The sequence below is a fragment of the Tumidithrix helvetica PCC 7403 genome (genome assembly GCF_965232925.1).
GTDB lineage: Bacteria > Cyanobacteriota > Cyanobacteriia > Pseudanabaenales > Pseudanabaenaceae > Tumidithrix > Tumidithrix helvetica.
In genome coordinates this window covers 1-20,513 of sequence record NZ_CBDDRA010000026.1, presented here as the reverse complement: position 1 = coordinate 20,513, position 20,513 = coordinate 1, and the positions used below count along the sequence as shown (strand labels likewise).

Here is a 20,513-nt window from a genome sequence, read left to right as displayed (position 1 = left end):
CAAAATACCTATCCCACAAGAATTGCTCGTTAAGCTAGATCGAATACCAAAACTTCGGCTTTATTGTCCTGACCGACCAAGTACAGTTCGCCTGCGTCACTTACCGCTGCGGCATCCCCAGCGTGGAGAACTTCACCATTGAGGGCGATCGCACCTTTGGCAACCTGTACCCAAGCATAGCGATCGGGCTGAACCACATGCGTCACCTTTGCCTCCCGATCTAGGATCGTGGCATAGACCTTAACATCTTGATGCACCATAACCGAGCCGTTTTCACCATTGGATGAAACAATCAAACGCAACTGGTTATGCTTTTCGGCAGGGCTAAACATCTTTTGCTCGTAACCTGGCTCAACCCCCGCTTTATTGGGCAAAATCCAGATTTGCAACAAATGCACGAGATCGGAGGAAGAATGGTTGTACTCGCTATGCGTGATTCCAGTACCAGCCGTAAGGCGTTGCACATCCCCAGGCAAAATCACAGAACCATTGCCCATGCTGTCTTTATGCTCTAAAGCACCATCTAGCACATAGGTAACGATCTCCATATCTTTATGGGGGTGCGTACCAAATCCTTTACCTCCCAACACGTAATCTTCATTAATCACGCGCAGATCTCTAAACCCCATGTGGCTTGGATCGTAATAGTTCGCGAAGGAAAAGGTGTGATAACTATCTAGCCAACCATGATTGGCATGTCCCCTTTCCTCTGACTTGCGTATCGTTAACATGTTTACCTCCCTTCCTCTCAAATTTATAAATCTTTATAGATTCTCAATCGCCCGCAGGTTTACAGCTTGGAATGGGCCCCATCACAAAAAGGAGGGCTCTCTGTATATTTACATTGGCAAAGGGCAACACGCTTTGTTTTGTCAATCTCAAACGCCAAGGGTGTAAACTCACTGCCTTGATGCCCTCCATCGCAAAAGGGTTGATTTTTTGACTGCCCGCAACTGCACCAATAATAGGTGTTAGCCTCAAGCTCAAGTACAGCAGGTCTCTTAGCAGCGATATGGGGTTCACTCATCTCTAAGGCTCCTAGTAAAACTAGTGAATTTTTATTGCTTATAGATACAGTATATGCCTTACAATACTTTCGTAAAGTATGTACTTTTTTGTAAGATACTACCCAAAAAGATACTATGAAATTTCTAGAGGAAATTCATCAAGAAAGCCTAAGCCTTGACCATAAAAATTTAGAACCAGACGATGAAAACTCTAAGCGCAGTAGTTGCCCTGTAGAGGCGGCGCTAAAAGTGATTGGTGGGCGTTGGAAAGTGTTAATTTTACGGGAGCTATTTGGTGGCATTAAGCGGTTTGGGCAATTGCATCGCGCGCTTCATGGTATTACCCAAAAGATGCTGACCCAGCAGTTGCGAGAGCTAGAACGAGATGGCTTGGTCGATCGCCATGTATATATGCAAGTTCCGCCCAAGGTAGAATATTCGCTCACCCCTCTCGGCACAACGCTCGAACCCGTTCTAAATTCTCTCCATGATTGGAGTACAAAATATTTGACGCGATCTTGATTCAACGAGCAATTCAAGCTTAACTACCTTTATAGGTCAGATATTCGATATCATAACTGTCTGGGTTGTTTGGGTTTGGTCAGTTTTTAGATGAGAAAATGGCACAAACATATCTAGAATTAACTAAGGAAGAATGTGTTATGGGCTTTGCAGATTTATCCCTTGCTGAGATAGCTGAAGACTATAAGCTAAAGGTTGAAATTGTCTGTCAACTTTGCGAACAGCTTGGTATTCGTTATCAAGATGTCCAAACCAAACTAGCACTAGAAGATGCTAAAGCCATAATTCTTGCAGCTCAGAATCAAAAGAAATCAACTTAGAATCAATTTATTATTCAGCGTAATTATGAGCAGAAATAAATATAAATACATTTTGCTTGCGATCGCAACTGTGATGCTGGTTTGGCAATTTTTTACCAGTAGCGTTATGGCAGCAGAAACTACTGATAAGGCAACTCGCACTGTACAACTCAATGACAAGGAAAAAGTTGTATTGTCTAGCAAAGAAATTGCCAAGGGCAAGAAGCTATTTCAAAATGCTTGTGCCACCTGTCACGTAGGTGGAGCAACCTTCACCAACCCTAACGTTGGTCTTGACCCCGAAACTTTGGCTTTAGCGACCCCAGCACGCAATACAATCGCAGGGCTTGTGGACTTTATGAAAAACCCCACGACCTTTGATGGTGTGGAAGAAATCTATGAAGTGCACCCCAGCATGAGAAGCACAGATATCTTCCCTGGCATGCGTGGACTCACTGACAAAGATTTGAAGCTAATTGCAGGCTACATCCTTCAACAACCCAATGTTAGAGGAATTGGCTGGGGCGGTGGCAAAATATACTATTAATCAAGTATATTGCTACCTTTCTTTGTTCTACGCAACTTAAGTACCTTCAAGAATATTGTCGAGTCAAGTCATGAAAAATTTCTCAATTGTGAAGCGTCTAAGCGCTATCTGCATTGGTCTGCTATTGGTTATTGGTACCCTGTTTATGTCAGCTGCTCCAGCATCTGCTGAAACCTTTACCGTCAAAATGGGTTCTAGCAGCGGACAGCTTATTTTTGAGCCTAAAGTGTTAAACATTAAGCCCGGTGATACGGTGAAGTGGGTTAATAACAAGGCTTATCCTCATAATGTGATCGTTGAAGGTCAAGCCGATCTTTCTCACAAAAAGCTACTACAAAAACCTAGCCAAGAAGTAGAGTCTACTTTTAACGAACCAGGTGAATATAGCTACTATTGCTCTCCTCATCGTGGTGCTGGTATGGTTGGCAAAATCGTCGTGGCTGGCTAGTTAATTAGCGATCGCTTTTAAACTGGTTAGAACAAAGTAGGGGCAATTCATGAATTGCCCCTACTTTGTTTTTAGATTTTTTAAGAAAAATTTCTTAACTTCTCGATCCCTAAGCCATTGGCTTCCGTAAGGGATAGCAAGCCAGATTGAGGCTGGGGGCATTCTGTACAAAGATCGATCGCAAGTAGATCTCCTGTTGCTAGACCACAGGCACGGTTTAATCGTCGGCTAAATTGTAGGGATGCTGCTAAATGCAATGCGCCTTGCCGCGCGATCGCTCCGTCTAACGTTGTCGTCAACACCACATCGAGCCCATGCTCAAATGCTCTATGGGCAGCTTGTTGGGTTGCCAAAATTCCGCCCATTGCCATGGGCTTTAAAATAACGAGATCGGCAGCCTGAAGAGAGATGATTTGTTCGAGTTGCTGGATATTTGTGACTGACTCATCGGCAGCGATCGCGACATCAACACTCTGCCTCACCCTTGCCATTCCCGCTATATCTGAGGCACTCGTAGGTTGTTCGACATACTCTAGGTGTAAAGATTCTAATCGTCTTAGATTTGCGATCGCTTGTTCGACTGACCAAGCTTGGTTGGCATCAATGCGAATTTGAATTTGTTCTCCTGCGATCGCCCGAACTGCTTTAAGCCTTTGCCAGTCTTGCTCAAAATCCTCCAAGCCTACTTTTAGTTTGAGACATCGATATCCTTGCCCCAGTAACTCCAGAATTTTACGCTCGGTTGCCTCTAAGGACATCGCACCAATTGTGGCGTTAACGGGCACATCCTTCCAACAAGCTGTAGGGATAATTCCTCGATTGAGCGTTTTACATTCCTCTTCCACGATTGACAGGGAGGTTGGGAATGGGGGCAGATCGAGATTCAGATACTGAGCAAGAGGAGATAAATGAGCTTGGGCAAGTAGATCGAGCAGTGCTAACTCCATCCCGTGTTTTGCCGCAGGAGTATGGCAGTAATCCTGTAATAAATTCCTCAAATCCTTGAGGTTGACCAATTGAATGCCCACAAACAGATCGCGCATCTGCTCAAGGCTCTCTTTTGCTTCTGCAAGCGTCTCCATACCAAATCCCGTAAGTGGCGCAGCCTCACCTAACCCTCGCCTTCCTCGGTCGTCAATAATTTGAATGACAATGCCTCGACGATCGCGCCACATACCATAGGCAGTTTGAAAGGGTTGCCGAAAGGGTAAACAGTAAGGCTGTAGCCTAATTTCCCGAATGACGATCGGTTGAGTACCCATTCCTAAGCCGCAAAAGGATTTCAAAACCAGCTAGCCGCTAAATGCTACCTCAATCAATCCACTCGTTTTCTCGCTTTTCTTCTTTGTACATCAGATGATCGAAGCCATCTTCTAGACTGGGTGGATTGAACGTTAGGCATCGGTACATTTCTACAATGATGTCTTCAGGGACTTGGCGATCGCGGGCTTGGTTGCGATTTAGGCAAATCCACAAGGGGACATTGAGCCATAGTCCTGTAATTGGCTTAAATCCATGACTTCGAGCCAATGCGATCGCTTCTTGACGATATTGGCGCTTGTAATTTGTGGCATCATATATTACAGAATGTTGCAATTTTGCGGCTTGGGTAAATTCTTGCTGCACCTGTGCCCAGATTTCTTCCCATCGACCTTGCTCGCTGGCTGAACCATAGAGACTTTCTCGGATCAGATCGGGAGAAATTACTTGAGTCGGAGAAGTTTCAGATCGCGGCGATCGGAGTAATTCTTTTATCAACGTAGACTTACCACTTCCTGGTACACCGATCAGTAAGATTGCTCCAGCCATCAAATCGCACAACCATAGAAACAACAAAATATCCCTTACAGGATTTTAATCATAGGTAGACTTAGAATATATGCCAACCCTGCACGACTTCACAATTAAAAATATTGACGGTCTGTCCACGAACCTCTCTCAATATAAAGGCAAGGTTTGCTTGATCGTCAATGTTGCCTCTCAGTGCGGTTATACCCCGCAATACAAAGGTCTAGAAGCTTTATATCGCGACTATAAAGACAAAGGCTTTGAGATTCTAGGATTTCCGAGTAACGATTTTGGCGCTCAAGAACCTGGCACAGAGTCTCAGATCAAAGAGTTTTGCTCTCTACGCTACGAAGTCACGTTTGATATGTTTACAAAAGTCAAAGTTAAAGGGGCTGAAAAAGTTGACATCTACAAATACCTGACTGAAACCACAGGTAGCGAAGTGCAATGGAACTTCAACAAGTTTTTGGTCGATAAGGAAGGCAAAGTCGTTAAGTACTACCCTTCTAACGTCTCCCCTGAGAGTGCAGAACTTAAAAAAGATATTGAAGCGCTTTTGTAAACTTGGATTTGCCCTCTTTAATTCTCCTCGTTGAAGGGGCAATTTATGAATTGCCCCTTCAACGCGAAAGCTTGGAAATCTATTTCCTAGGACAAAGCAAATAAAAAAGGCTGAGATAATCTCAGCCTTTTTTATTACATTAATCTAAATTTATCTTTACTAGATAAATCTTAGAATCTGAAGGTTGTACGAACTACACCGACGGTAGCAGTACCATTGTTGCTGTCACTGTTAGGGTTGAACACAAAGAACACACCAGGAGTGATGCTGATATTTTTAGACACGTAGAAGTTGTAATAAGCTTCTAAGTGGTAAGGAGTGGTAATGTTACCTGCACCTTGGTTTGCACCACCACCAACAGAGTTACGGAACAGAGGCTGACCAAAGGCGATCGCAGCCGCATCTCCACTGGAGAAAATATCCTTAAAGGAGAAAGCAGCCAACCAGCTAGTGAAAGTGGTAGAAGCAGTTGTGTTCACAGCATCCGCAAATACCAAAGCTCCCCATGTGTTGAATGCAATATTCTTGCTGAGGCGCCATACCAAGTTACCAGCAACCGTATTACCTCTGATAGGACCTGTATATCCACCAGTAACAGAGATAGAGTCTAGGTTCAAACCAGAGTTTAGGGAGTTGGTTTGGTGATAGCTGTTTGCATAACCGATACCTAGATCGAGTGATTCAACAGGCTTCCAAACCAATTGGACACCTGCAATGGTTGTGCCACCAAATAGACCAGACGATCCAGCTCCACCAGCAACAGTTCCTACAGCATTAGCAGGGTCGTTAGCACCATAAAACAGTTGAATGTTACCTTGACCTACTTTAAAGTCAACAGCAGCGATCGCTCTAGGATTGGCAACGCGCAATAGAGGGCTATAACGAGTAAAGCGGGAGATCGAAGCTTGAGCTTCGTTTTCAATGGGGCTTAAGCGATCGAGTACGTCATCAGTGGCGATTTCAGGACCGATCCAAGCTCTGGCATTGTCGCCAAGTGGGAAGCGGTAGAACAATTTACCTAACTCAAAACCACCAGAAGTAGTAGCTCCGTTGACAAAGCCATCAAAAGATAGACGAGTTGTATTGCCTGAGCCCAATGCATCAGGGAACGTACCGCCAGGTAAACTGCTAGCTTGTAGGCGCGTTCTCAACAAATCTTTGCCAGTAAAGCTGGTATCAAAGTTTAAACGAGTGCGCTGACCAAAAATAACATTCGTTCTGTCAGAACCAGGAGCAGCAGAGCTACCGTCCGTTGCACCCGTAACAGCGAAAATAACTTCGCCATTTAACTTGGTGGTTGTCGAGAACTGTTGTGCTTCTAGCTTGGTGGTTTTAGCTTCTAGCGCATCGACGCGACCGCGTAGGGTGGCAAGCTCAGCTGCAAACTCTTCTTGGAGTTTTTGGACAGCTGCGAGGTCTTCCTTGCTAACTTTGTCAGCAAGCCCAGCAGAGATGATTTCGTTGATTTTGTCTAAGCAAGCATTCAAACCAGCGGCAAATTCGTAACGGCTGAGCGCGCGCTGACCGCGATAGGTGCGATCTGGGTAACCTGCAATACAACCATAGCGTTCGACCAAAGATTGCAAAGCAGTAAATGCCCAATCAGTAGGGCGGACATCACTTAGCTGTGAAACTGAGGTAACGTTTTGAGCCGTTTTAGAATCATTTCTGCGCAAAATTGGGTCAGTGCCAATGTTGCGAATCAATGACGACTCATTGGGCGTTGTAGATAAATTTTGGGGAACTGTTTGTGCAATGGTCTGAGGTACTGCCACTTGTGGACGAGTCTCAGCCTTTAATGCAGTTGCCTCAGTTTTGATAGTTTGAGATGCAGTGGCAACTTCAGCACCAGCAGCATTTACCATCATTGTAGAAGCAGCCATAGCAGCCATCACAGCAAGCTGGCTGACTGGCAATCTCAGTTTTGTTTGTTGTTTAGTCATTATTTTTACTTTCATCCTCACACTGGTTATGATTCTACACGCAACTCACCTAAATGTAGCAACACGAATAGTAAAAAGTTAAGTGTTCTGTTATACAAGTCACAGGGAACTTAGATTTATTAGATTAAAGTTTCCCACGATCATTTTATTCTCAAAGTCCATAAAAGCCCTTAGGCTAATAAGCGGAATTATGCAAGGAATCTTAACACAACTGAGTTATGGAGTTATATTCTGCGTAGCTGAGTTTAATAAAAATATAATTGCGTTTCATCCATAAATAAATTTAATAAGTAGAGAATAATCTTTAGTAATAATAGAGAAATCTCTTAAAAATCTTGCTTTATCTCTATTTGTTCTAGAAACACCTGTGTGTGGATTTTTTATATTTCACTCGGCGAGCGTTGTTTTAGATGATTTGACTTCTAGCTAGAGAGATAACTTTGCAATGATTGAGCTAAAATGTATGACAGTGATGAATGCTATACGGACAAGCACTGCAATATGCTGCGCTACCTCTAAGGACGATAATCTCTAAGCCATTGGTGGGGTCAATGTTCCAAATCTGTGAATGTATTTTGTAAAGGTATTCACAGTTTTAAACGGTACACTGAATAACAGTAAATAGAGGAATCTCTCAACACTTCTGTTTACTGCATATGCGAACCAACATATTTGCAAGTCAAGGCAATCGCGTAAGCAAAAATGCTCAAATGTTCTGGTTGGCTTCAAAACCTTGAAATCAAGACTTGCGTGAGTTTCGTTGCAAGTCCCAACCTAGACTGAAAATCGCACAACGATTCGATAGCATTGTTCATCTCATTTCAATGTACATTTACTGCTCAATTTGCGCTTAATACTGTCACCTCATGGAATTTTCGATCGCCCAACTCTTAGACAACTTTTCTGAAGATAAACTTGTTGCTCCTAAAGCCATAGAAAAAAAACTTGGTATCAGTGAAGACAATACGAATATTCGTAAGCTTCAGGTAGCTCTAGATGCCCTAGAAAAAGTGGGTATTCTCGAAAAAGATAAAGGGCGATATCGCCGTATCGGTGAAGATGGTTTAGTAGAAGGTCGTCTGCGATGCTCTAGTAAAGGGTTTTGTTTTGCCATTCAGGACACAGAAGGGGCTGAAGATATTTACATTCGCGAGAGTCGCCTCAGTAATGCTTGGAACGGCGATCGCGTATTGGTGAGAGTGACCAAAGATGGCATTCGCCGCCGCAGTCCTGAAGGAGAGGTGCGGCTCATCCTCGAGCGATCGAATTTAACGTTACTTTCAACGGTTAAAGCCACTGAATCAGGCTATCGGGCGATACCGCTCGACGATCGGCTTTTATTTGAGATTGAGTTGATACCTGACGAGGAGACCCCTGACCTAAGTTTGGCTGTGGGTAAGCTCGTGCACTTAGAAATGGTGCGTTACTCGTTGGGAAGTCATTTACCTGTAGCTAGAATTGCGCAGATATTGGGGGATGATGCTGAGTCTACGGATGATATCGACCTTGTCTGCTGCAAGCATAACTTGCCGCGCCGATTTGGTGCAAAAGCCATGTCTGCAGCAGCAAGCTTGCCCAGAGGCGTAAGAAAAGCCGATCTCAAACATCGCCTCGATCTACGTAAAATGCTAGCGATCAAAATTGCCAATATGCCTGCAATTTCGATTAGTCCATCAGAATCAGGATGGGACTTGGGCGTGCATATTCCTGATGTTTCGGCTTATATCTCGCCAGGATCGCCCATGGATCTAGAGGCACGCAAGCGGGTACGAGCATTTTTCTTGGGTGAAGTCGTACTACCGATGCTACCCGAAATGCATGTCCTCGATCAGCTCGAGCATCTAACCATGTCTGTTTTACTCAAACTTGACAAGAGTGGGGCAACGATCGGCTTTGAGATTCAGCCATCGGCAGTTTCAGTGCGAGCAAACCTGAGCTATCAAAAAGCACAACGCCTTTTGGATGGAGATAGTAGGGGAGAGGATGACGATCGCGAAGTTGATGTAGAGTTGCAAACGCTCATAGGTCAGATTGCCGAGCTTGGCACATTGCTACAGCAGCGTTCTCAAGGATTTCATCTGGTTTTACCTCAAACCCCATCTCAAGAGGCGGATGAAGGTGTTTTAGGGGTTCCTGTTATCCCTGTGTCTTTGCCCATTTGTGGCATGGTTACCGAAATCATGATTTTGGCAAATCAGGCGATCGCTTCGCATCTACATGCGTTTTCTCTACCAACTCCCTATCGCTTTCAAACGGCACCTGATGTTAGCAAAATAGTTGACTGGCTCAAACTGTTAGACAGTATGGGTATCTCTGCTGGATTGCCCGATCCCGAGCAATTGCAACCTAAAGATTTCCACTATTTACTCGAGCAAATCGATCGGCTTGAGCCAACCACAAGCCGCGAAATTTTGCGATATTTACTCCTATCGATGCTTAAGCCCTGTGAATATAGTCTTGAGCCTGGTTCGCACTTTGGATTGGCATTTACGGATGCCACACCCTATGTTCATGCTGTATCACCACAACATCGCTATGCCGATCTATTGGTGCAACGTACCTTGCACTTAATTTTTCAAGAGGGGCGCGATCGCCGTAGCAGTCGGATCAAAGATGGCATTAATTTAAAAAGTTCTAGCTGTCACGGTCAGGTCAACTGGAGTGTACTTCCCCCCGAAGTTGAGCGTCAGTTGCAAGAAGATCTAGAACTTGTTTTACCTAAGCTCACTGCCCACGATGCCTTATTTCAGAAGGTAACTTCTGATTTAGAGGGCTTACGCAAAGCAGAATATATGCGCGTCCGCATTGGTGACAACTTTTTTGGTGTGATTACCAGCGTGCAGTCCTACGGATTTTTTGTAGAGATTGAGTCGCTTTTGGTGGAAGGACTCGTTCACGTCAGCTCGCTTAAGGATGATTGGTACGAATTCCCGCAGAACAATGGCAGAGGCAAAAGTCGTGCCTCGACCATGTTGGTCGGTCGCCGCAGTGGTCGTCAATATAGCTTAGGCGATCGGGTTGAGGTACAGGTCAAAGGGGTAGATTACTATCGTCAGCAAGTCGATCTAGTCGCAGTTGTCAGTGTGGAAAACGAGCAAGAAGGTGACGATCTGGTTCAAGGAGAGATTTCCGAAGAATTTGAAGATGTTTATACCGCCACACTCAATCACTTTGAGGCAGAATGATACCTGCTGAGTAAACGAACTTCTGCTAAGTAGGGGGTTATCTAGTAAACCTCAGTGAATACTGTGTTTGTATAGACTCACCTAGTTGGTGCGATCGCTTGTCATTTGCCCCTCCCCAACTCATCACTTATGCAACTCTCTCGCCCACTGGTACTACTGCTTAACCGTTTTCAGCCATCAGCCGAAACGGTAATGCTAGTCTTGGCGATCGTCGTGGGACTTTTGAGTGGGACAGGTGTGACACTATTTAGGAAGTTGATCTTGTTTGCCCAACAGATCTACTGGCATGACTTAGCAGTCGTGGTTTCGGCATATAGCCCCATTGCGATCGTGCTAGTGCCTATTTTAGGTGCACTGGTTGTTAGCATATTGCGCCTGCAACTCGATCGGGTTGAAAAGGTTGCGGGCGGATCTGAAACCCATAAAGATGTCGGCAAAGCCGATCATGCTGCGAAGCAAGATTCGCGAAAACAGCCCTTCATTCAAGCTCCCCTCAAAACGATCGCGGCAGCTTTTTCGTTAGGTGCAGGTGCATCACTCGGTCCAGAAGGTCCCAGTGTAGAACTAGGCAGCAACATTGGTTCAATGCTAGGACAATCCCTGAAATTCTCTAGCGAGCGCACGCGCTTGCTTTTGAGCGCAGGCGGTGCAGCGGGTCTTTCTGCGGGATTTAATGCACCGATCGCAGGCGTGTTTTTTGCCCTAGAGGTGTTATTAAGAGATTCATTTGGCACGTCAAAATCGAGCCTTAACTCTGATATCAGCGTTGTTGTCATTGCTGCGGTTGTCTCGGCACTGGTTGCCCAAATTGGTTTAGGCGAGCAACCTGCTTTTAGCCTACCTGTCTATGAAGTCAGAAGTTATTGGGAACTCCCCCTGTATATGGGGTTAGGTGTACTGGCAAGCTTAGTCGCGATCGCCTATACCCGTTCTCTCAAATTTGCCAAACGTATTTTTGCGGGTGAAGTTGCCAAATTTGAATTTATGGCAAAACTGTCAGTCCCGAGCAAACTCGTGTTGGGCGGTCTGAGTGTCGGACTAGTTGCCTTATTTTTCCCCGAAGCGATCGGCATTGGCTACGAAACCGTGGAATCGATCTTGCAGGATTCACCATTTACCGTGCCACTCTTGCTGGCTTTGTTGATTACTAAGCTAGGCTTAACGGCAATTAGCTTAGGAAGTGGGTTTGTGGGTGGTATCTTCGCGCCATCAATTTTTTTAGGGGCAGTATTGGGTAGCGCCTATGGTCAAATTATGGCGGCGATTATGCCCGCATCGATCCCCGTAGCAGCATCGCCAGCCTATGCCCTTGTGGGTATGGCTGCCGTCTTAGCAGGGAGTGTCAAAGCGCCTCTAACATCGGTGTTATTGCTGTTTGAGATGACTCGCGACTATCGCATTGTTTTACCGCTCATGGCATCTGTAGGGTTATGTGCTTGGTTGAGCGAACAAATGATGCAAACATCCCCGCCCTATAGCTTTAGCGCCCAGCTCAGCGAGTCTCAGGAAGCCATTGATGTGTTAGCAAAAATCAAAATTGCGGAGGTGATGACCCTCAATCCCCCTTCTGTAAGGTATTCTATGTCTTTACTTCAGGCGGCTCAAATCATTACGAGTGGCTATTACCACAGTGCTGTCGTCGTAGATGAGGCAAATCACCTGATCGGAATTCTGACAACACAAGATGTCAAAAGGGTTTTGTCTTTGCCTGATGCTGACAGTCAACTCGATAAGCTAACAGTTGAGCAAGTTTGCACCAAAGAAGTTGTCCATACCTATGTAGATGAGTCCCTATCAGAAGCACTGCGTCGAATGGCAGCGAGGGATCTAAGGCAACTACCTGTGGTGGATCGTCACGCAGTCAAGCGGGTAATTGGTTTGGTAGATCGGCAAGCAATTACAACGGCTTACAATACAGCACTTACAAAACAAGCGATCGCTGATAAAATTACTGCGAATAAAATTGCAAATATCTCTACCTTAAATAAATTAGATAAACTAGACAAGTTAGATAAATCAGAGAGTAAGCTGAATGAAAAAGTAGAAGATCTCATCGTTCATCCCTCAACCAACAATTCAGAGCGGTTAAAAACCCAACCAGAGATGCCTAGCATACTTGAGATTGAAGTCCCCGAAACAAATACCCCTTCCCCAGATTTAACCTCGCCACATCAACTAGCTGAAACGCCATGAGTAGTGAAGAATTTTTGATTGAGTTCGTTGCACAAGATGGGTCTGCAAATATTCCACGCACAGAAATTAAAGCAATTGACGCACAAGCAATCAAAGCCAATGTGCGTAAACTAGCCAACTTAGTGCAGCAATTTGCCATAGACCCAGATCAAACGGGCGAATTAGAACTGGACGAAGTCTCTGTCTCGATTAAGATTACCGAAAAAGGAGAGGTCGTTTTACTGAGTGGGCAAACCACTGGCATGATGACGCTGCACTTTCGGCGATCGGCTAAAGTCAATCAGGCAAAAGCGATCGCTCCAGTTGCACAGGAAGCACCAAGCTATATTTCTAGTACTGGTGTTGACTACAGCAACTTACAACATTTCCTAGCCGCAGGAAAATGGCAAGAAGCTAACCAAGAAACATGGCATGTCATGTGTCAAGCCCTACATAAACCCAAGGGAACCCATTTATCCCCTGAAGACATCAATCAAATACCCTGCCAAGACTTCAGCACGATCGATCGGCTTTGGCGAGAACATAGTCAAGGGAAATTTGGCTTTAGCGTCCAAAATCGACTCTATAAAGCTTCTATATCTGGCTAATCCTATAGGCTAGTTATCTGAAGCACGCCGTTTGAGCGCGATCGTTGAGCGAATGTATTCAAGTTGTATTAATCCACCACCCTTTAAACATTTTCAGAGGCTGAGTCATCGTCATGGATCCAGAAAAGCAGAAGCAGATTACGATGTATTTCATCGAGGAAGCAAAAGAGCACCTGCAAACGATTGAGGCAGGTCTGCTTAACCTTGAGTCAATGCTCGAAGATCCAGAGACAATTAATGAAGTCTTTCGAGCCGCCCACTCAATTAAAGGGGGAGCAGCTATGCTAGGTTTTACTAGCATTCAGCACCTATCTCACATTCTTGAAGATCACTTTAAAGTGCTGAGAGAAAACTCTAAAATCCATGTCGATCAGGAGCTACAGACACTTTTTCTAAAAGGTTATGACAAGCTACAGGAGTTATTAGATCTGCTGCAGGGACCTTTTGGGCTCACAAAAGATGCAGGAGAAGCTGTAGTAAAAGAATCTGACCCGATTTTTGCACAACTAAAAAATCGTCTCGATCTTCTGCTGAGTGGTGACACTATGATTCTCACAGAAACAACGATTCAGATTCCAGAACCACGCCAAGTTGATGCCAAGGCAATGGTCGCAGCATTCCAGTCTGATATTCCAGTGAAGCTGAGGGATATGCTGCAACTGTTTAAGCAACCAGATAGTCCGAAAGCCCGCCAAAACTTGCAATCTATTTGCACGCAACTGATCGACACAGGAGCCCAATTTCGGTTAAGCAAGTGGGGGGAAATGATGGATGCGGTGCGGTTGGTTGTTGGCAACCAAAACAATCAATTTCGCATCCTTGCACCGATTGTGATTAAAGAAGTCAAGCAAGCACAAGAACTAGTTTTAAGGCAACGTCCGCAGGAAATTACTATTTCAGCACAACTGCGAGAACTTATCCCTGCCTCTGAAGGGACTCTTGCCAAAGACTCTAACGTAGACGATCTCAGTGACTTTTTTGCAGCCGCTCCGGCCGTGGTTACTGCGCCACCCGTGGAAGATAAAGCCACAAAACAATGGCAGAATCTTGGCGATCGCTTGGGATGGCGCAAACAGGGGGCTTGGATCTCAACCGCAGCCGTGCAATTTTCCAATGCTGCTCCTGAAGGACATCTGCCTGCTCCGATCTGGCTTTCGGCTTGGGAAAAGCCGAAAAGCAGTCAAGGTGAGGACTTGAAGGCTCAGTATGCGGCGTTGATTGCCAAGTTGTCTGATTGCAATATTTAGTGTAAATAAGCTTTTGGCTTGTGCTATCCTTGTAAAGGTCAATTTTTTAGCAACAACTGTGCCTAAACTTAAAACTCGTAAATCTGCCGCTAAGCGATTCAGGGTTACCGGCAGTGGTAAAATCATGCGTCGCCATGCCTCTAAAAACCATCTTTTAGAGCATAAAACTACTTGCCAAAAAAGTAGACTTTCCAAAATGGCTGTGGTTGACGAAACCGACACGGATAGAGTCAGAGCCATGATGCCCTACGCTTAATTTAATTATTAGTTTAATAATTCAAACTAGCGAAAAGTATCTAAAAACATAAATTGCATTCCCCCTATATTTCGTCTTTCGTCAGGCGTTGCGATTTCAAATCATGAAAAGCAAACAGTGAAAAACTGGCGATTGATGTTCGACAAACGTTAACTGATAATTCATAACTGATATGACCAGAGTAAAGCGCGGTAATGTTGCTAGAAAACGCCGCAATAAAGTATTAAAACTAGCTAAGGGCTTTCGTGGCTCGCATTCCAAACTTTTCCGTACTGCCAATCAGCAAGTAATGAAGGCATTGCGGAATGCCTATCGCGATCGCCGCAAGAAAAAGCGTGATTTTCGTCGTCTATGGATTACGCGGATTAATGCCGCATCTCGCATGCAAGGCATAAGCTACAGCCAATTCACTGGCTTGCTCAAAAAAGCCAATATTGGGATTAACCGTAAGATGTTGGCACAGCTAGCAATTCTCGACCCTGATGCATTTAACAAGGTTGTAGAAGTCGCGAAAGCTGCAAAGTAATATAAGTTTATACCCCAAATTTGATTTTAAAGAGGATAGATATACAGTATCTATCCTCTTGTGTTTTATGGCTATCAGTTTTGCTTTGTAGTCATGTCTGCATTTGATTTTCGGCGCCAAGCTTTTGCAAGGAATACCGACCAAAGGGTAAAGCCCAAAACAGAGAAACCCGTGAGCCAGTCTGTCCAGATAAAAAAATGCATTTTTACAGAAAATTGAGACATGGAACCGTAGAAATAATGGGCAACGCTACTTAATCCCGTTAATGAGTAGATCGAGAGACAACTATAGGCAAGCCAAAACTTTTCTTGTTGGTAGAGCCAATAGCCTAAAATGCCAATCCCAGTTAAAACGATCCATGAAATATAGATTGAAGGTAGGGTAATCCAATCGGGCTGTGGATAATCGGCAACGAAAACATAATTATCGGTGTAGTGGATTGCAGTTGAAATTGTGCTGGCAAGCAAGAAAATTCGCAACCATTGCAGATGCTTGTCCTTGGGATCGATCGCCATACTGGTTCAAGAAGAATGTGGCTAGTTCCCGTATTGTATTATGGGAGAGTGCAATCCCTCCATGACACTCTGAATGCGAAGTATCCTTGCAACATCCGTGAAAAACAGGTCTCGTCTACTCACGTTGTTCGTTTCTTTGCCCCTACTGTTGGGGGGAGTTTCCACTATATATTTACCTGAGGCGATCGCTTCAGATTGGGCAACCGTACAAACAAGAGGGCGATTGTTGGTTGGTGTCAAGGATTACGCACCACCCCTTAGTTTTCGAGACGCTTCAGGACAGTGGAAAGGATTTGAGATTGATATTGCCAAGAAACTCGCGAAAGAGCTTTTGGGCAGCGAACAATTGGTGGAATTTGTCCCCTTAACGAACCGCGATCGCTTACCTGCGCTATGGAACAATCGGGTAGATCTTGCGATCGCTCAAATCTCAGTCACCCATAATCGCACCCGCTTGGTGGACTTTACCCTACCCTACTATACTGATGGAACCGCTTTAGTGGTGGCGCGTGGAATTCGCAAGCAGGATTTCACGCAAACTAAAGGCATTGCTGTAATCAAAAACTCTGCAACGATCGCAGTCTTACAATATCACTTCCCAAAAATGTCTCTGATTGGGGTTAATTCCTATCAAGAGGGTCTAGCCGCACTCAAAGATGGGAAAGTCCAAGCCTTTGCAGGTGATAGTAGTGCCCTCGTACAATGGCTCAAAGAGAACCCCGACTATGAGTCCATCGATCGATTTCTGTCTCACCATAGTCTAGCGATCGCACTTCCCAAAGGACTTCAGTATATCGAACTAAGAGAACGTGTTTTGAAAACAATGGAACGGTGGCGCAAGAATGGATGGTTACGCGATCGGGCTACGTACTGGGGCTTACCTTAAACCACAGCCTCGTATCTTTTCTACATCTGGTTTTCTTTCTCTTCTTAATTACTTTTTCAGCAAGCCCTAATTATTGCTAGACTCAAAGGCTCCTAGAGCTTTTAAGGTCTCTCTCTGAGCATTTGTTAAGCCTTGAATTCCATTGAGTTTCATGCCTTCATAGGGACGAGGTATTCTCAAAGTTTCCAAACACTTGTAGTTTTCTAGATCCCAAACCTTGATGCATTCATCCATACTGCCACTGATTGCAATCAATTTTGGAACACTTTCCTGACTAAGCGAAACTAAGCTGACTTGCATTGTGTAAATGACTTCCGCGTGACCTTCCATAACTTGGAAATTCTCACCTGTCGCGATATCCCAAAGTTTAAGCGCACGATCTAGACCAGCACTGATGATAAATTTAGCATCGGGGCTAAACTGGATGGCAAAGATAGCACCTTGATGACCGATAAAGGTGCGAATACATTCCCCTGTGGCGATATCCCAAAGTTTGATGGTTTGGTCTAGGCTGCAACTGAGCAACAAAGTTCCATCAGGGCTAAACTTGACAGACCACGCACTATTTCCATGTGCGTTGAATAGGCGATCGCATTCATAGGTTTCAAGATTCCAAATTTTAACGATTCCACTAAAATCACTGCTGGCTAGTAGCTTCCCATCAGGACTAAAAGCAACACCAGCAATAGCACAGGGATAATCATCGAATGTTTTTAGGCATTCCCCCGTGCTAACATCCCACAGCTTTACGGTATGGTCATAACTACAACTTGCTAGCTTGGTTCCATCAGGGCTAAAAGCGATCGACCACACCCAACTCGTATGCCCAGAAAGGGTTTTGAGGCAATTTCCCGATTGGTAATTCCATAATTTTACTGTCCAGTCTGCACTACTACTAGCCAATAAAGAGGTAGGTGATGATTGCGAACTTGAAGGTTGAAAAGCAACAGACCAAACCCTATTTGTGTGCCCGCGTAATGTCTGTAAGAGCTTGCCCTCCCGAATATCCCATAGCCTAATTGCCTGATCTTCGTATCCACTTGCTAAATAACCACCTCCTTTATTAAAGTCAGTAGGATTGAGGGCAAGGGATAGCACTGCGTTTGTATGCCCTTGAAAGGTTTTGGTACAGCGATCTGTTTTTAGATCCCAGAGTTTGATGACGTGATCGTCACCACCACTCGCCAGCAGAAATCCACTACAGTGAAAAGAAACAGACCAAATGCGACTACTATGTCCAAAGAAAGTCTTGACGCAATCTCCAGTCGTGATGTCCCAACATCTGACTGTTTTGTCATAACTGCTACTGGCTATTTGCGAACTATCGGGGCTAAAAGCAATATCTGTGACGAGTTGCCGATGTCCCACCAAAGTTTTGAGCAACACTTGGGTAGTAGCATCCCAGATTTTAATCGTGTGGTCAAAGCTACCACTCGCGATCAAACTGCTATCGGGACTAAAGGCAATCGATCGCATCCAACGTTCGTGTGCTTGCCACTCACAACGGCAAGTGCCTGTGGCGACGTCCCATAGCCGAATTATGCAATCTTCACCAGCACTCGCTAGGGTTTTACCGTCGGGGCTAAAAGCCAGACTCCATACACGTCCGCTCAGACCTTCTAAGGTCATAATCTCAGGATTTTGGGTTGTGGGTAGAGCCGACCATAGGCGAATCGTAGCGTCTTGACCGCTACTGGCGATCGTTTGACTGTTGGGGCTAAAAGCCACTGCGCATACGATATAGCTATGACCTGTATAGGTTTGTAAGCATTCACCCGTTTCAACATCCCATAACTTGACGAGATAGTCATCACTGGCACTCGCAAAGTATTGATCGTTGGGACTAAAAGCGATCGCCCAAGTCCAGTGTTGGTGTCCTCGACACCGTAGGAGTAGATCGCCTGTATGGGTATCCCAAATCTGAATTTCACCTTTGGTGTCACTACTGGCTAAATACTTTCCATTGGGACTAAAGGCAACGTTGAGCACACCGCCAAAAGTATTGGCAAATGCAGTTTGAGTGACTTTTGCCCCCGTAAAATCTGTGTCTTGTAAGGAGGCGTTGAGAAGATATGCCTGTCGAATATATAGGTTAGAAAAGTCAAAATTTTTGAGATCGGTTTTTAAGTAACAGAATAAGTTGAGTAAGTTCCCCGCTGCATAGCCTGTTTGAGATTCTGTGCGATCGCGGAGCTCCGCCAAGATGTTTTTTAGGTGTTGTTCGAGTTGGGATTGGGTTCCAAAATGACTTAAAAGCCTTTCGACTAAAGGATTAACAATAAATTGGATTTGAGCATCGCGCACGTTATCTTGTGTCTGGGATTCCACGATCGCATAGGTTATCAAGAGATCCAGTTTACCCTTGAGAATTTCTTGCTCTAGATTTTGAATGAAGCGTTCTGTGACATATTCCATAATCACAGGTTGTTGGGTCGAACCTGCCTTACAGGTCTCAATTAGCGATCGCGTGTAAAGTACTTCTAATGCCTTAAGTAATTTATGTGAAGGTGCTTTCGGTAAAATTTCTGCTTCCAGCTTTGTTGGTAAGACTCCTTCGCGATTGATCGCCAGCCAGTTCATCACCTTTTGTTGAAGAGGAGACAAACCCTGAAACTGTTCCTCCAGTAAATCCCATAAATTGCTAGAAACGGTACTGCCTTGTGCTAGAAATGCCCGAGCATCTCCAGCACAAAATGTCACGATCGTGGTTGCGGCTAATTTAAGCGCCAGGGGATTGCCACCAAAGTGATTGACGAGATCTTGACTTTGAGATGCTGTAGTTTCCAGACCTTGGGCAGCTAGGAGTCGTTGACCTTCAATTCCTGAGAGTCCTTGCAACTGTAGCGATCGGATGGGAATGTTTGTTCCTTCTCTTACAGCAAGACCGCTTGGTTTTTCGCGACCCGTTAAAATAATGCAACTTTGGTGCGGTTCATCAGAGATACGCTCAAAAAGTTGGCGATACTCCTCATATCCCACTTGGTACTGCCCACTGCGATCGCCAGATTGCAAGATTGACTCAATGTTATCGAGAATCAACAAGCATCGTTTTCGTTTGAGTACTTCCATCAGGGCTGAAATTGAACTCTCGACAGCCTCTGAATTGGTTAGGCTTGGTAAAATTTCGTCGAGTAAAGCATGGAGGGGTGGAGCCTGCCGCAAACTTCGCCAAACATAGATATCAAACCGAGATCGAACTTGTTGAGATATTCTCTCAGCAAGTGTAGTTTTGCCAATCCCACCCTGTCCAAAAATTCCAATCAAATGACAAGGCGTACCAATCCAGGCTTCGAGGGTCTGTAAGTCTGTTTGCCTACCGTAAAAGGACTCTTCTGGTGGCTCGATTTGCTCGGCATCTGACTGGCTGATACTGTCCCAGTATCTCTTTAAAACGGTGCGAAAATTGTTCTTAGTGACCCTCTCATTCAAGGCTTGCGTCAGCTTTCTCCAGATTTCTGCCCCCACACGTCTAACATGAGAGTCTTCATAACCAGTTTGGATGGCAATTTTGGGATAGCTCATTTGCTCCCAAACAAGACGAAAGATTTTTACTTGTACATCGTTAAGGTGTTCTGGTGCGATCGCGCGCTCTATCAACTCAATCGCTTCTTCTACATTCATCTCAGGAAAGTCATTCACTACATTTGCTTAAAAGACGGCCCAAGAGTTTTTGGGGTGTAACTTATAACATATTGATATAATTTAGAGCTTTGCCACGATCTGACGAGAGATGATGCCCCTTTCTTAATCATTATTCATCAAATGTCTCCAGATTTGCTACTTTTTGCCACTATTTGATACTGCCAATGTCTAGTGTTTTTTATAGAGTAGTTGTTGTAAATCATAACCTAAAAGCTTAGAAGACTTCTTCTGTGTTTCAAAGGGAGCATCTCAATTAGGCACTGAGCAAATATACTTAGGGGCATAGAAATAACCGTTGAGGTAAGCACAACGATGCTTCAAGACTTGAGCAACATTGTGACGGTTCCATTGAGCACCAGA

At 44.7% G+C, this 20,513-nt stretch carries 19 protein-coding genes; 12 read left to right on the top strand and 7 right to left on the bottom strand.

Annotation, left to right across the window (positions count from 1 at the left end; translation table 11 throughout):
- Window positions 1-29: 29 nt before the first annotated feature.
- Window positions 30-731, bottom strand: coding sequence for a pirin family protein (locus ACP2WE_RS20170; protein WP_425217335.1), 702 nt, complete (start codon window positions 729-731; stop codon window positions 30-32).
- Between the two features lie 59 nt (window positions 732-790).
- Entirely contained in the window at window positions 791-1,027 is a 237-nt protein-coding gene (locus tag ACP2WE_RS20165; RefSeq protein ID WP_330483592.1) for a CDGSH iron-sulfur domain-containing protein, read from the bottom strand.
- Between the two features lie 115 nt (window positions 1,028-1,142).
- On the opposite strand from ACP2WE_RS20165, the gene ACP2WE_RS20160 reads away from it, so the two are divergent.
- The 4 genes from ACP2WE_RS20160 to petE all read left to right on the top strand — a co-directional run bounded on the left by ACP2WE_RS20160 (window position 1,143) and on the right by petE (window position 2,823).
- Window positions 1,143-1,529, top strand: a complete 387-nt coding sequence (locus ACP2WE_RS20160) for a winged helix-turn-helix transcriptional regulator (RefSeq protein ID WP_425217334.1) — start codon at window positions 1,143-1,145, stop codon at window positions 1,527-1,529.
- 140 nt (window positions 1,530-1,669) lie between these two features.
- Complete coding sequence (locus ACP2WE_RS20155; RefSeq protein ID WP_408648765.1) at window positions 1,670-1,849, top strand: translation initiation factor IF-2; 180 nt, start codon at window positions 1,670-1,672, stop codon at window positions 1,847-1,849.
- A 25-nt stretch (window positions 1,850-1,874) separates the two neighbouring features.
- On the top strand, window positions 1,875-2,375 hold the full coding sequence (psbV, locus tag ACP2WE_RS20150; protein ID WP_425217333.1) for a photosystem II cytochrome c-550: 501 nt from the start codon (window positions 1,875-1,877) through the stop codon (window positions 2,373-2,375).
- Window positions 2,376-2,430: 55 nt separating this feature from the next.
- Window positions 2,431-2,823, top strand: a complete 393-nt coding sequence (petE, locus tag ACP2WE_RS20145) for a plastocyanin (protein WP_425217332.1) — start codon at window positions 2,431-2,433, stop codon at window positions 2,821-2,823.
- A gap of 80 nt (window positions 2,824-2,903) precedes the next feature.
- Here petE and menC read toward each other — a convergent pair whose 3' ends face one another.
- Together menC and ACP2WE_RS20135 are read right to left on the bottom strand one after the other, a co-directional pair.
- Window positions 2,904-4,109 (bottom strand): o-succinylbenzoate synthase, encoded by a 1,206-nt coding sequence (menC, locus tag ACP2WE_RS20140; protein ID WP_425217331.1) that lies wholly within the window; start codon window positions 4,107-4,109, stop codon window positions 2,904-2,906.
- A 25-nt stretch (window positions 4,110-4,134) separates the two neighbouring features.
- Window positions 4,135-4,632 (bottom strand): AAA family ATPase, encoded by a 498-nt coding sequence (locus ACP2WE_RS20135; RefSeq protein WP_425217330.1) that lies wholly within the window; start codon window positions 4,630-4,632, stop codon window positions 4,135-4,137.
- Window positions 4,633-4,702: 70 nt separating this feature from the next.
- Between ACP2WE_RS20135 and ACP2WE_RS20130 the strand changes: the two genes are divergently transcribed.
- Window positions 4,703-5,173 carry a glutathione peroxidase gene (locus ACP2WE_RS20130; RefSeq protein ID WP_425217329.1) on the top strand — a complete coding sequence of 157 codons (471 nt, stop codon included), beginning with the start codon at window positions 4,703-4,705 and terminating at the stop codon, window positions 5,171-5,173.
- 170 nt (window positions 5,174-5,343) lie between these two features.
- Here the strand turns inward: ACP2WE_RS20130 and ACP2WE_RS20125 are convergent, their stop codons facing one another.
- Window positions 5,344-7,116 (bottom strand): iron uptake porin, encoded by a 1,773-nt coding sequence (locus tag ACP2WE_RS20125; RefSeq protein ID WP_425217328.1) that lies wholly within the window; start codon window positions 7,114-7,116, stop codon window positions 5,344-5,346.
- A gap of 866 nt (window positions 7,117-7,982) precedes the next feature.
- Between ACP2WE_RS20125 and ACP2WE_RS20120 the strand changes: the two genes are divergently transcribed.
- From ACP2WE_RS20120 to rplT, 6 genes are all read left to right on the top strand, one after another.
- Window positions 7,983-10,301, top strand: a complete 2,319-nt coding sequence (locus ACP2WE_RS20120; RefSeq protein WP_425217327.1) for a ribonuclease R family protein — start codon at window positions 7,983-7,985, stop codon at window positions 10,299-10,301.
- Between the two features lie 129 nt (window positions 10,302-10,430).
- A complete protein-coding gene (locus ACP2WE_RS20115) occupies window positions 10,431-12,494 on the top strand; it encodes a chloride channel protein (RefSeq protein ID WP_425217326.1) in 2,064 nt (687 codons plus the stop codon).
- Window positions 12,491-13,081, top strand: coding sequence for a GUN4 domain-containing protein (locus tag ACP2WE_RS20110; protein ID WP_425217325.1), 591 nt, complete (start codon window positions 12,491-12,493; stop codon window positions 13,079-13,081). The genes ACP2WE_RS20115 and ACP2WE_RS20110 overlap by 4 nt, the downstream gene beginning before the upstream one ends.
- A 113-nt stretch (window positions 13,082-13,194) precedes the next feature.
- Window positions 13,195-14,328: an Hpt domain-containing protein gene (locus ACP2WE_RS20105; RefSeq protein ID WP_425217324.1), complete on the top strand. Its 1,134-nt coding sequence runs from the start codon at window positions 13,195-13,197 to the stop codon at window positions 14,326-14,328.
- A gap of 58 nt (window positions 14,329-14,386) precedes the next feature.
- Window positions 14,387-14,584, top strand: a complete 198-nt coding sequence (rpmI, locus tag ACP2WE_RS20100) for a 50S ribosomal protein L35 (RefSeq protein WP_330483579.1) — start codon at window positions 14,387-14,389, stop codon at window positions 14,582-14,584.
- Window positions 14,585-14,756: 172 nt separating this feature from the next.
- Window positions 14,757-15,110: a 50S ribosomal protein L20 gene (gene rplT, locus ACP2WE_RS20095; protein ID WP_425217323.1), complete on the top strand. Its 354-nt coding sequence runs from the start codon at window positions 14,757-14,759 to the stop codon at window positions 15,108-15,110.
- Window positions 15,111-15,184: 74 nt separating this feature from the next.
- Here the strand turns inward: rplT and ACP2WE_RS20090 are convergent, their stop codons facing one another.
- The gene (locus tag ACP2WE_RS20090) at window positions 15,185-15,625 is read right to left on the bottom strand and encodes a hypothetical protein (protein ID WP_425217322.1); all 441 of its coding nucleotides are present in this window, start codon (window positions 15,623-15,625) and stop codon (window positions 15,185-15,187) included.
- 97 nt (window positions 15,626-15,722) lie between these two features.
- Here ACP2WE_RS20090 and ACP2WE_RS20085 point away from each other — a divergent pair, with 97 nt between their 5' ends.
- Window positions 15,723-16,511 (top strand): transporter substrate-binding domain-containing protein, encoded by a 789-nt coding sequence (locus ACP2WE_RS20085; protein ID WP_425217321.1) that lies wholly within the window; start codon window positions 15,723-15,725, stop codon window positions 16,509-16,511.
- Window positions 16,512-16,577: 66 nt separating this feature from the next.
- On the opposite strand, the gene ACP2WE_RS20080 is transcribed toward ACP2WE_RS20085, so the two are convergent.
- The gene (locus ACP2WE_RS20080; RefSeq protein ID WP_425217320.1) at window positions 16,578-20,150 is read right to left on the bottom strand and encodes a WD40 domain-containing protein; all 3,573 of its coding nucleotides are present in this window, start codon (window positions 20,148-20,150) and stop codon (window positions 16,578-16,580) included.
- Between the last annotated feature and the right edge of the window lie 363 nt (window positions 20,151-20,513).

Coding starts and splice junctions, on each gene's coding strand:
- ACP2WE_RS20125 (WP_425217328.1), bottom strand. CDS start 7,116: ATGACTAAACAACAAACAAAACTGAGATTGCCAGTCAGCCAGCTTGCT.
- ACP2WE_RS20170 (WP_425217335.1), bottom strand. CDS start 731: ATGTTAACGATACGCAAGTCAGAGGAAAGGGGACATGCCAATCATGGT.
- ACP2WE_RS20090 (WP_425217322.1), bottom strand. CDS start 15,625: ATGGCGATCGATCCCAAGGACAAGCATCTGCAATGGTTGCGAATTTTC.
- ACP2WE_RS20115 (WP_425217326.1), top strand. CDS start 10,431: ATGCAACTCTCTCGCCCACTGGTACTACTGCTTAACCGTTTTCAGCCA.
- ACP2WE_RS20130 (WP_425217329.1), top strand. CDS start 4,703: ATGCCAACCCTGCACGACTTCACAATTAAAAATATTGACGGTCTGTCC.
- ACP2WE_RS20135 (WP_425217330.1), bottom strand. CDS start 4,632: ATGGCTGGAGCAATCTTACTGATCGGTGTACCAGGAAGTGGTAAGTCT.
- ACP2WE_RS20155 (WP_408648765.1), top strand. CDS start 1,670: ATGGGCTTTGCAGATTTATCCCTTGCTGAGATAGCTGAAGACTATAAG.
- psbV (WP_425217333.1), top strand. CDS start 1,875: ATGAGCAGAAATAAATATAAATACATTTTGCTTGCGATCGCAACTGTG.
- ACP2WE_RS20160 (WP_425217334.1), top strand. CDS start 1,143: ATGAAATTTCTAGAGGAAATTCATCAAGAAAGCCTAAGCCTTGACCAT.
- rplT (WP_425217323.1), top strand. CDS start 14,757: ATGACCAGAGTAAAGCGCGGTAATGTTGCTAGAAAACGCCGCAATAAA.
- ACP2WE_RS20120 (WP_425217327.1), top strand. CDS start 7,983: ATGGAATTTTCGATCGCCCAACTCTTAGACAACTTTTCTGAAGATAAA.
- ACP2WE_RS20105 (WP_425217324.1), top strand. CDS start 13,195: ATGGATCCAGAAAAGCAGAAGCAGATTACGATGTATTTCATCGAGGAA.
- ACP2WE_RS20165 (WP_330483592.1), bottom strand. CDS start 1,027: ATGAGTGAACCCCATATCGCTGCTAAGAGACCTGCTGTACTTGAGCTT.
- ACP2WE_RS20110 (WP_425217325.1), top strand. CDS start 12,491: ATGAGTAGTGAAGAATTTTTGATTGAGTTCGTTGCACAAGATGGGTCT.